We start from the raw sequence: 10,316 nt of genomic DNA, 5'->3' as shown, positions 1-10,316 counted from the left end.
CGACCGGATGCCAAACCGTTAAAAACTCCGTTTACACAAAATTCAGGACACCCTCATTGGCGACAGTACAACTGTCAGGTGTGATTTTATGGCTCCCTTTGCCAAGGGTAACTAAATGACCAAACTTTATATAACCTTACAGCAAGAAAAACAGCGAATTTTAGCGATCGCCGAACGCTACCATGCCCATAACCTGCGCGTGTTCGGTTCGGTGGTGCGCGGTGAGGAACGCGAGGACAGCGATATCGATTTGCTGGTCGAATTTTCGCCCGGCGCTACATTGCTGGATCAAGTGGGGCTAATGGAGGCGCTTTCAGATGAGCTTGGCCGCAAGGTCGACGTGGTCAGCGAGCGGGCGCTCAATCGCTATTTGCGACAAAGTGTGCTGCAGGAAGCGAGGCCATTGTGAAGGATCGTTCGGTTTTTATTGCCGCGGCACTGGAAAGCATCGAATTGATCCAAACCTATACGGAAGGTTACGATTTGCCGGGTTTTTTAAACGATAGGAAAACCCAAGATGCCGTGGTTCGCAATCTGGAAATCATCGGTCAGGCATTGAAGGATTTTGGCGTTGAGCCTTTGCTAGCAAAGCATCCCGACATGCCTTGGCGGGAAATTGCCGGTATGCGCAATATTCTGGCGCATGAATATTTGGGCGTGGATCCGGTGATGGTCTGGGACACGGTAAAAACGCATTTGGAAGCACTTCGGCAAGCTCTTGAAGAAATCCTGCGTTGACAAAATTCATAAAGTGCAAAGCTTGTTTTGCGGGGGCAGACGACAAGATCCGGCTTTATCGGCAGTCTGCCCGATGTTGAAGACTTGTCGGAAAATTTAAAGATTATATGGATTGGAGTCATAAAACAGGATTATGACCGACAGCGGATTCTGGGAGGTGTTGGTCAATCCGAACGACAAATATCATCAGTTGGCTTTTTCAGAATTTACTCTTGGTTTGGCGGTTAAGAAACCAAATAGGTTTTTCCTATAAAAAATCAAATGCTTATGACAGCCTGAAAATAATCTTTAAAAAACACTCATGCAAATCACCATCAAGCTGCCGAATGATTTTGTCGCATTCCAATCCATTGCCGACATCGAAAAAGACATGCGCTTGAGTTATTCCCTGTGGTTATTCAAAAACAGCCGGGTGATGCTGGCGAAAGCGGCCGAGTTGGCGGGATTGGATATTTACCATTTCATGACTGCCTGGAAGCAGAACGAGGTAGCTGTGATCGATATCAGCAAGGAGGAACTGCTGGAAGAGCTGGCCGATATGAGATCGTTATGATTCCGGTGGTGGAGTGTTCCGCGCTGATCGCGCTGGCGGTCTACGATGGTTTTGGTGTTGGCAGGTGAAAACCAAGAGCCACATTCCCATTTGAATAAAGAGGGATTAAAGGGGATTTGTCTGATAAATCTCCCCCAACCCCTCTTTTTCAAAGAGGGGAGCATGAATGATATTCGCTCACGGTTTACGGAATAGGCTTAAATATCCCTAAGCGCGACGGAAGTATCACCCCCGCTGTTACGTTTTCTTCAAGTTCGATTGTTATTCGGCAACGCAAAAGTTGTGGATCGGATACATACCCCGCCCGCAAAATCCGATATCCCGCTGTCCGATTTTTATGACGATCGAAATGCGGTCGGCAAAGGCGCTAACGGGTAAAATATCCGGCGTACTCTACTTCTTCAGGGCCTGTTCCGCTTCCTTTCCGAATGAATCCATTGTTCAATTTATCGATCAATCTGCAGAACGGTTTGCGCCTGGTGTTTTTCCGCCAGTGCAGTCCGGAACGCTTCATCGTCGGTTTCGACCAGTTTTTTTTGCTTCTCATTGCCGATCTGCTGCTGGAGATTGGCTCGGACTATTTATTGTACTGGCCGGAACCGGAGTTCCAGATTTACGCGCTGCCGGTTTATACGTTCGAGCTGGCCTGTTTCTTGATGGCGACCTGGCTGACTTCGAAGCTCGTCCGGCGCGAAAACGCGGTGCTGCAGATCGGGGTTGTGCTTTACAGCTTGTCGCCCGTGTTGATTTTGCTGCAGACGGCATCGCGTTATCTGGACGAACGCGAATTCGAAACCTGGCCCGACTTCGGTCTGTGGTTCGGGCGGCTGGCTGCGGCTTATTTCTTGGTTCTGCTCGGGCGCGCCCTGTTGCTGGTGTGCGGACGCTGGCGCTCTACAGCCGCCGGCGTGGCGCTGGTGTTGCTGTCGGCCGGTCCTGCCGGCGAGTGGTTCGCGGATTACCGCGATTTTTGGTATCCGCCCGAAGAACAGGAGGAGCAAGGCGGCGATCCTTATGCCCGCTATAAAGAGCTGGATGCCGAAGCGCTGCTGTACCGGCAGCCGGCTTTGCTGAGCGGCGCGTTGAGCAAACTGCGGCCGCAGCGCAAGCGGCATGTCGATCTGTTTTATGTGGGCTTCGCCGGGTTTGCGACCGAAGACGTGTTTTCGATCGAGACGGACTATATCAAACGTTTGTTCGACGAACGTTTCGGCACCGCGGGGCATTCGCTGAACCTGGTGAATCATCTCAATACGATCGCCGAGACGCCGCTCGCGACCGCGACCAACCTTGCCGCGGTTTTGAAGCGCGTCGGCAAGATCATGGACCCCGACGAGGACGTGCTGTTTTTGTACCTGACCAGCCACGGCGACAAAGACCACCGTCTGGCGGTCGAGTTTTGGCCGCTGCCGCTGAACGACATTACGCCCGGCGGGCTGAAAGCGATGCTCGACGAGGCGGGCATCAAGTGGCGGGTGATCGTGGTGTCGGCCTGTTATTCCGGCGGCTTCGTGGAAGCGTTGCAAGGGCCGAATACCTTGGTCGCGACCGCCGCGGCCGCCGACCGGACCTCTTTCGGTTGCGGCGCCGAATCGGATTTCACCTATTTCGGCGAGGCGGTGTTCAAGGAACAATTGCAAAGCCGGTTTTCGTTGATCCCGGCATTCAAGGCGGCCGCAGCATCGATCGCAGAACGCGAGCGGCGGGAAAAACTGGAAGCTTCCCGGCCGCAATTGTGGGTCGGTAAACCGATGGAAGCCCATCTTGCCGACCTGGAAAAATCACTGACCCGTTTTCAATGCGAAGCTGGACGAAGGCGTGCACAATGCGCCGAATGAGAGCCGGGATGGCGGTTTCGGCAAGATTCGGCGTACGGCTCGCTGAACGTTCCGAAAGCAGAGCGCCGGGATTGATGAAATGTGGGAGCGGCCGTCGAGCATTAAGAAGGCAAACAATGTTACAATAGCCATCTTCTCAATACGCCATCGTCCGTATTCATCCGTAACGGTTGCACTTTTCCGTCATTCAAGCCTCATTGCCGCCGATTTTCCGTTTCACGACTTGCGGTAGCGTTGCAGGAAGCGCTGAACTATCGATGACTTCAAATCAGACCTCATTATTTTCAGGCCGAGCGTTATGCCGCATCATGCGCCCGCTACCGGTTGCCTTCCGCCTTAGCCCCAACCGCGTCCGCCGCCTTGATGCTTTCCTCTAATTTGCGTAAGGATTCGCTGCCTTATTTTGAAAATACCGCCGCGTTGTTTTCATCGATCGCGGGCGAGCCTTGGGCGGTCTTTTTGGACAGCGGCTATCCCGGCAATACGCGCGGACGCTATGACATCATCGCCGCCGCGCCGGTCTGCACCCTGGTTACGCACGGTGAGAGCACCCGGGTCGAGCGGGACGGGCGCTGCGAGGAATCGGGCGACGATCCGTTCGATCTGGTCAAACGAGAGCTCGGCCGCGTCGTGCAGCAGGATGGCGACTTGCCCTTCAAGGGCGGCGCAATCGGTTATTTCGCCTACGATCTGGCCCGGCGGGTGGAGCATCTGCAGGCGCTCGCGGCCGATCGGGAGCATATTCCGGAAATGGCGGTCGGGATTTACGAATGGGCGGTCGTGGTCGACCACCACGAGAAGAAAAGCTATCTGGCCGGCATCGAGCGCGATCCGGCCCGCTGGCAGCGCCTGATTGAACGCTTCAGCCGCCTGCCTGAGGCACATCAGGCCGCGCCGTTTCGGGTGCGCGGCGAGATCAGGATCAACATGGACAAGGCCGGCTATTTTCGGGCCTTCGACCGGATCAAGCATTATCTGACCGAAGGCGACTGTTACCAGGTCAATCTATCGCAGCGTTTTTCGGCCGATTGCGAGGGCGATCCGTGGACCGCCTACCGGAAACTGCGCGAGTTGAATGCGGCGCCGTTCAGCGCTTACCTGAATTTTCCCGAAGTGCAGATCCTGAGCTCCTCGCCCGAGTGTTTTCTTAAACTGACCGACGGCGTGGTCGAAACCAAGCCGATCAAGGGCACGCGACCCCGTAAAGCGGACGCGCGCCAGGACCGCCGGCAGATGCGGATTCTGCGGCACAGCCCGAAAGACCGCGCCGAGAATCTGATGATCGTCGATCTGCTCCGCAACGATATCGGCAAGACCTGCAAGCCGGGCACGGTCAGGGTGCCGAAGATCTTCGCGATCGAAACTTATGCGACCGTGCACCATCTGGTCAGCACGGTCACCGGCGTGCTGGCCGACGGCAAGCACGCGCTCGATTTGTTGAAACATTGTTTTCCGGGCGGATCGATCACCGGCGCGCCGAAAATCCGCGCGATGGAAATCATCGAAGAGCTCGAACCCAACCGGCGCGGCGTCTATTGCGGCTCGATCGGCTACATCGGCTTCGACGGCAATATGGACAGCAATATCGCGATCCGCACGCTGGTGCATTCGCACGGTGAGATCCGCTTTTGGGCCGGCGGCGGGATCGTCAACGATTCGGTCGCCGAAGAGGAATACCAGGAATGTTTCGATAAGGCGGCGGCCTTGCTCGATCTGCTCAGGCAGTTTTCGGATAAGCGATGATCGTGGTCAAGCTCGGCGGCAGCCTCGAAGCGGCCGGTACGCTGGCCGATTGCCTCGCGGCTATCGAACGAAAATTCGCGGGCAGGGCGGTGGCGGTGGTGCCGGGCGGCGGCCTGTTCGCGGACCGGGTCCGGGCCGCGCAGCAGCGTTGGCGATTTAGCGATTCCACCGCGCACCGGATGGCGATTGTGGCGATGCAGCAGATGGCGCTGCTGTGCAACGGCTTGAAGCCGGATTGGCGGATCATTTCGCGGGTCGCCGATTTTGGCCGCTTCACGGGCATATCGATTTGGTCCCCCGACCCGGACGAGCTCGACAAGGCGGGCGTTCCCGCCACTTGGGACATCACCTCCGACAGCCTCGCGGCCTGGCTGGCGGGACGGCTTTCGGCCGAGGAGTTGATCCTGGTAAAATCCGCCGCAATCGACGCCGGCACAAGCCTTGCGGAACTGGCCGAGCGTCAGGTTGTCGATAAGGCGTTTTGCGCGTATCTGGCAGACGCGCGTTTTAAAATAACACTCATCAATCAAAGTACATTGAATGGCTGAATCCAATAAACCGGCGGACGGCGACTTAATGGCTTATGCCGTCTCGTTTATCCGGCGCTTATTCCTGAAACAAATCAAATCGGTCTATTACAACGCCCGGGAAACGATCGGCGGCGACCATAAGCGCGCGATTGTGGTGCATCAGGTCGAGCAGGCTTGTGTAAGCCTCAGGGAAACCCGCAACGAATTCGAGGACGCGCTGCAGCGCTTCAAGATGCTGGTGAACGTGAACGATGCGCTGCTCGAACACCGTTATCATCAGTTGAACCGGAAATACCAGTTCTGCCGCACGAAATCCGAGGCGGTCAGCGCGCGTATCCGGGCGATCGAAGAAGTCAGCGAGGCGCTGTTCGCCGAGTGGGAAAAGGAACTCAACGAATACAATAGCCGCACGCTCAAGAACCACAGCAAGCAACAGCTCAGGCTGGCCCGGCAGAATTACGCACGCTTGATCAAATCTCTGCGCACGGCCGAAGCGAAAATCCATCCGGTCTTGTCCGCGTTCAAGGATCAGGTCCTGTACCTGAAGCATAATCTGAACGCGCAGGCGATCGCCGCGCTGCAAAACGAATTCGTCGTGATCGGGATCGATATCGCCCAGTTGATCCAGGCGATGGAGCAGACGATCGCCGAGGCCAGCAGTTTCGTGGCGATGCTGTCCGACCGGAAGGCGCTGCCGGGTCCGCCGCGTTAAGGATCGGGACGATATCATTTTTCGGTGACATCGTTCCCACGCTCCCGCGCTCGTCGTTATGCCCTTCGGATAGCCCGAACCGGTAAACGGGCCGGTAGGATCCAAATCCGCTTTGGACCGTTCCTGAATATATGTTCAAAGCAAACTCTTCAAAGCCAGCTTTGAACTCCGAGGCTGGTGTTTTGCAGGCCGGTGCATATCTTCAAACGTCATTCTTTGGACGGTAATGCCTCGACACTTTGATCAGGAGGCTTTCGAGCCGAGAACGGGAGCGGACGCAGCCCGGTCTAATATGTTAAATATCCCTTCTATTGGCATAGTCATTGCTTTCTGTCTTCGTAAAGGCATAACTTCCCTTTACTGAATCTTTTCTTCGGCATTTTTCGCAGGCAACCATGGCAATCAGCGTTTTCGACATTTTCAAGATCGGCATCGGCCCCTCCAGTTCGCATACGGTCGGACCGATGCGGGCGGCGATGGCGTTTGCGAACAAGCTGGAGCAGCAGGGTGTCGCGGACAGGATCGACCGGCTGCAGATCGAACTGTTCGGTTCGCTGGGCGCGACGGGCAAGGGGCACGGTACCGACAAAGCGGTGCTGCTCGGCCTGGAAGGCGAGGCGCCGGACTTGATCGATCCGGCGATGATTCCCGAACGCCTGGCCGCGATTCGCGAAGCCGGCACGATCCGCTTGTTAAAACGCTATCCGGTCCGTTTCGATCAGCAGGCCGATTTGCGGTTTCACCGGAAAGTGCTGCCCTATCATTCGAACGGGATGCGGTTTTCCGTTTTCGACGACAAGGGCACAGAGCTTTTGCTGGCCGATTATTACTCGGTCGGCGGCGGTTTCGTGGTGACCGGCAGGGAAGCGGCGGCCGACAAGTTGACCCATCACGATGAGCGTCTGCCGTATCCGTTTAAAACCGGTGCCGACTTGCTGAAGCTGTGCGCGGCGAACCACAAGCCGATCAGCGCATTGATGATGCATAACGAACAAGCCTGGCAGGGCGAAAATCAGGTCCGGCAACAGTTGCTGAACATCTGGCGGGTGATGCAGGCTTGTGTCGAACGGGGCATACGCGAAGAAGGCATCCTGCCGGGCGGGATGAAAGTAAAGCGACGCGCGGCGAATCTTTACAAGCAGCTGATCGGCGAGATTCCGAGGCAGACGCCCGGCCTGCCGGTCGGAACGCTGGAGTGGGTGAACCTGTTCGCGCTCGCGGTCAGCGAGGAAAACGCCGCCGGGGGCAGGGTAGTGACCGCGCCGACCAACGGCGCCGCCGGGATCATTCCGGCCGTTCTGCATTATTACTGGCGGTTTTGCGAGGGCGCCAGCGAGGAGGGCGTGATCCGCTTCCTCCTGACCGCAGCCGCGATCGCGATTCTGTACAAGGAAAATGCCTCGCTGTCCGGGGCCGAAGTCGGCTGCCAGGGCGAAGTCGGTGTGGCTTGTTCGATGGCGGCCGGCGCTTTGGCGGAGGTTTTGGGCGGCACGCCGGAGCAGGTCGAGAACGCGGCCGAAATCGGGATGGAGCATAATCTCGGCCTGACCTGCGATCCGGTCGGCGGGCTGGTGCAGGTGCCCTGCATCGAGCGTAATGCGATGGGCGCGGTCAAGGCCATCAATGCGGCGCGGATCGCTTTGCGCGGCGACGGCAGCCATTTCGTTTCGCTGGACAAGGTGATCAAGACGATGCGCGAAACCGGCGCCGACATGAAGACCAAATACAAGGAAACTTCACGCGGCGGGCTGGCGGTGAATCTGATCGAATGTTGACAAGTCGTTCTCGTGTCTTAAGGAAGCTTCGAATAAGCCGCTTCTCCCTTTGTGCAATGCCGTTACCGTGAAAATACCCAGTAGGATGTGCTGAACAACGTGAAGCGCATCGAGTGCCCTTGGGTATTTTCATTTTTCGGGGCGATGAAAGCGGCTTCATGTCTGTTAAGTCAAGATATTGCGTAGGCCGGATAAGCGAAGCGCATCCGGCGATCATAGGGTGGATGCGCTTCGCTTATCCGGCCTACAGCCCGGTAACTTGGCGTTGCCCTTCTCCGGGAGGAAGAGATTCTTCGGTTTATTCAGGGCTTCCTAAAGGGAAGGAATTGCTTGCGGTCGATAGCCTGGACGATGCGCGCTAACCTGCGGAGGTTGCCTGCTGTTCTTGCAATGGCGCCTTTAGCCGGCGCGGTTGGGATTGAACAGCCCGAACAAGTCTTTCGGATCAGCAGGTTCCGGCAGTATTTCCAGCTCCTCGCCTAGCGAATGCTCGGAAGCCAGTTCGTAAAGCAGACGCAGGGCCGAATAATCTTCCAGCGCGAAACCGACCGAATCGAAAAGGGTTATCTCTTCGCGGGACTCACGGCCCGGCTTGATGCCGGCCGTAAGTTCCCACAATTCGGCATGGACGCGATCCGCCGCGCATTGCTGCACTTCGCCTTCGGCGAGCGATTGAGGCAGATATTCGACCGCGATCTTCACGGCTTCGAGCAGTTCCGCAGGCAGTTCGGTCTTACCGGGGCGATCGCCGCCGATTGCGTTCAGATGGGTACCCGGCGCGAGGTCCTGCAAGCCGAATAACCGCTGCCGGCCGTGCGCGGCGGTGGCGGTGATTACAATATCAGCCTGCCGGATCGCTGCCCGGACCGAGTCTGCAGGAGTCAGGAGGAAACCCGAGTTTTCAAGATTGTGCGCGAATTTGGCCATCGCCTGGGGGGCTTTGTCGTAATACCGGATTTCCTTAAGCGGGAAAAGCCGTTTGAAGCCCAGAACCTGAAATTCGGCCTGCGCCCCGGTGCCGATGATTGCAAGCGTTTCGGCATCGGGGCGGGCCAGGTACTTCGCCGCTAACGCGCTGGTGGCGGCGGTCCTGAATGCGGTCAGCAGCGTCATGTCGGCAAGCAGCAGGGGATAGCCGGTGAGAGCGTCGCTGAGCTGCCCGATGGCGATCACGCTGAGTTTGCCCAAGGGGGTATTGCCGGGATGGCCGTTCACGTATTTGAACGCATAGTAACGGCCGCTCGCGCAGGGCATCAGTTCGATCACGCCCTGGGCATAGTGGGTGGCGTGGCGGGACGATTTTCGAAAGTCATGCCAGTGCCGAAAGTCCTGTTCGAGTGCGGCGATCAGGCGGTCGAAAAAGCTTTCGATCCCGGTTGTAGCGATCAGCTTTTGTATGTTTCGGGCGGTGATGACTTTCATGTGGAGTATTTTGAGCGCACGCTCCGTTCGGGTTGGAATCGGAGAAGCTTATATGCGGAAATTTTATGACAAACGCCGTGCGAGCGGGTTCAAATCGGACTGGTTCGGGGTAGCCCTCGTGGAGTCTTGAGCGAAGGCGTTCGGCATTTGGAAAGGACTCGCCGGGGCCATTGCCAGGATAGCCGATTTGCATTGGCTCGAGAAGAGAGATGCATAAGGATTGGTATTGTAAACCCCGATCTGTTGGGCTTCCTGGCGTCAGCCCAACCTACGCGGCCGTTTCCTGCACTGAAAGCCGGAGCGAACTGCCTCAACGGTTGGGCTAAAGGGTCGGCCGGTAACGGGTAGGATCTTCGATGCCTGCAGCGGCGAAGCCGTTTTTACGCAGACGGCAGGCATCGCACAGGCCGCAGGCGCGGCCGTCCGGATCGGCCGCATAACAGGATACCGTTCGGCTGTAGTCGACGCCCAAAGCCAGGCCGGTTTTGATGATGTCGGCCTTGCTCAATGAAATCAGCGGCGTGTGGATCGTAAAATGATCGCCTTCGACGCCCGCCTTGGTCGCCAGATCGGCCAGTTTCTGGAACGCCGCAATGAATTCGGGCCGGCAATCCGGGTAGCCGGAATAATCGACCGCATTCACGCCGATGAAAATGTCGCGGGCGTTGAGTACTTCCGCCCAACCCAGCGCGAACGCCAGAAAGATCGTGTTGCGGGCCGGCACATAGGTGGCCGGAATGCCGGCTTGCGGCGTGGTCGGCACCGGGATGTGGTCGTCGGTCAACGCCGAACCGCCGATCGCGCCGAGCCCCAGCGGAATGATTTTATGTTCGGCGACCCGGTAGTGCTCGGCGATGCGTTTGGCGGCCTCCAGTTCCGCATTATGCCGCTGTCCGTAGTCGAAGCTGAGCGCGTGGCAAAGGTAGCCCTGGCTTTGGGCCAGCGCCAGAACGGTAATCGAATCGAGCCCGCCCGAGAGCAGGATAATCGCTTTTTTTTGCATAC

At 57.2% G+C, this 10,316-nt stretch carries 10 protein-coding genes; 8 read left to right on the top strand and 2 right to left on the bottom strand.

What is annotated here, in order from left to right:
* Positions 1-115: 115 nt before the first annotated feature.
* From JJL52_RS10080 to JJL52_RS10045, 8 genes are all read left to right on the top strand, one after another.
* Entirely contained in the window at positions 116-409 is a 294-nt protein-coding gene (locus JJL52_RS10080; protein WP_202052280.1) for a nucleotidyltransferase family protein, read from the top strand.
* Positions 406-738, top strand: coding sequence for a HepT-like ribonuclease domain-containing protein (locus JJL52_RS10075; protein ID WP_336885057.1), 333 nt, complete (start codon positions 406-408; stop codon positions 736-738). The genes JJL52_RS10080 and JJL52_RS10075 overlap by 4 nt, the downstream gene beginning before the upstream one ends.
* Positions 739-1,039: 301 nt before the next feature.
* Complete coding sequence (locus tag JJL52_RS10070; protein WP_202052278.1) at positions 1,040-1,291, top strand: UPF0175 family protein; 252 nt, start codon at positions 1,040-1,042, stop codon at positions 1,289-1,291.
* A gap of 428 nt (positions 1,292-1,719) precedes the next feature.
* Positions 1,720-3,129 (top strand): C13 family peptidase, encoded by a 1,410-nt coding sequence (locus JJL52_RS10065; RefSeq protein WP_202052277.1) that lies wholly within the window; start codon positions 1,720-1,722, stop codon positions 3,127-3,129.
* Between the two features lie 363 nt (positions 3,130-3,492).
* The gene (gene pabB, locus JJL52_RS10060) at positions 3,493-4,872 is read left to right on the top strand and encodes an aminodeoxychorismate synthase component I (protein WP_202052276.1); all 1,380 of its coding nucleotides are present in this window, start codon (positions 3,493-3,495) and stop codon (positions 4,870-4,872) included.
* The gene (locus JJL52_RS10055; RefSeq protein WP_202052275.1) at positions 4,869-5,420 is read left to right on the top strand and encodes an amino acid kinase family protein; all 552 of its coding nucleotides are present in this window, start codon (positions 4,869-4,871) and stop codon (positions 5,418-5,420) included. The genes pabB and JJL52_RS10055 overlap by 4 nt, the downstream gene beginning before the upstream one ends.
* A complete protein-coding gene (locus tag JJL52_RS10050; RefSeq protein ID WP_236994165.1) occupies positions 5,413-6,114 on the top strand; it encodes a DUF2959 domain-containing protein in 702 nt (233 codons plus the stop codon). Before JJL52_RS10055 ends, JJL52_RS10050 begins: the two co-directional genes overlap by 8 nt.
* A gap of 395 nt (positions 6,115-6,509) precedes the next feature.
* The gene (locus tag JJL52_RS10045) at positions 6,510-7,889 is read left to right on the top strand and encodes an L-serine ammonia-lyase (protein ID WP_202052274.1); all 1,380 of its coding nucleotides are present in this window, start codon (positions 6,510-6,512) and stop codon (positions 7,887-7,889) included.
* Between the two features lie 399 nt (positions 7,890-8,288).
* Here the strand turns inward: JJL52_RS10045 and ocd are convergent, their stop codons facing one another.
* Positions 8,289-9,311 carry an ornithine cyclodeaminase gene (ocd, locus tag JJL52_RS10040; RefSeq protein WP_202052273.1) on the bottom strand — a complete coding sequence of 341 codons (1,023 nt, stop codon included), beginning with the start codon at positions 9,309-9,311 and terminating at the stop codon, positions 8,289-8,291.
* A gap of 322 nt (positions 9,312-9,633) precedes the next feature.
* Entirely contained in the window at positions 9,634-10,314 is a 681-nt protein-coding gene (gene queC, locus JJL52_RS10035) for a 7-cyano-7-deazaguanine synthase QueC (RefSeq protein WP_202052272.1), read from the bottom strand.
* Between the last annotated feature and the right edge of the window lie 2 nt (positions 10,315-10,316).

Source organism: Candidatus Methylomicrobium oryzae (genome assembly GCF_016745425.1).
GTDB classification, from domain to species: domain Bacteria; phylum Pseudomonadota; class Gammaproteobacteria; order Methylococcales; family Methylomonadaceae; genus Methylomicrobium; species Methylomicrobium oryzae.
Note: the sequence above shows the minus strand (reverse complement) of the source record. Positions and strands in the feature narration are given on the sequence as shown.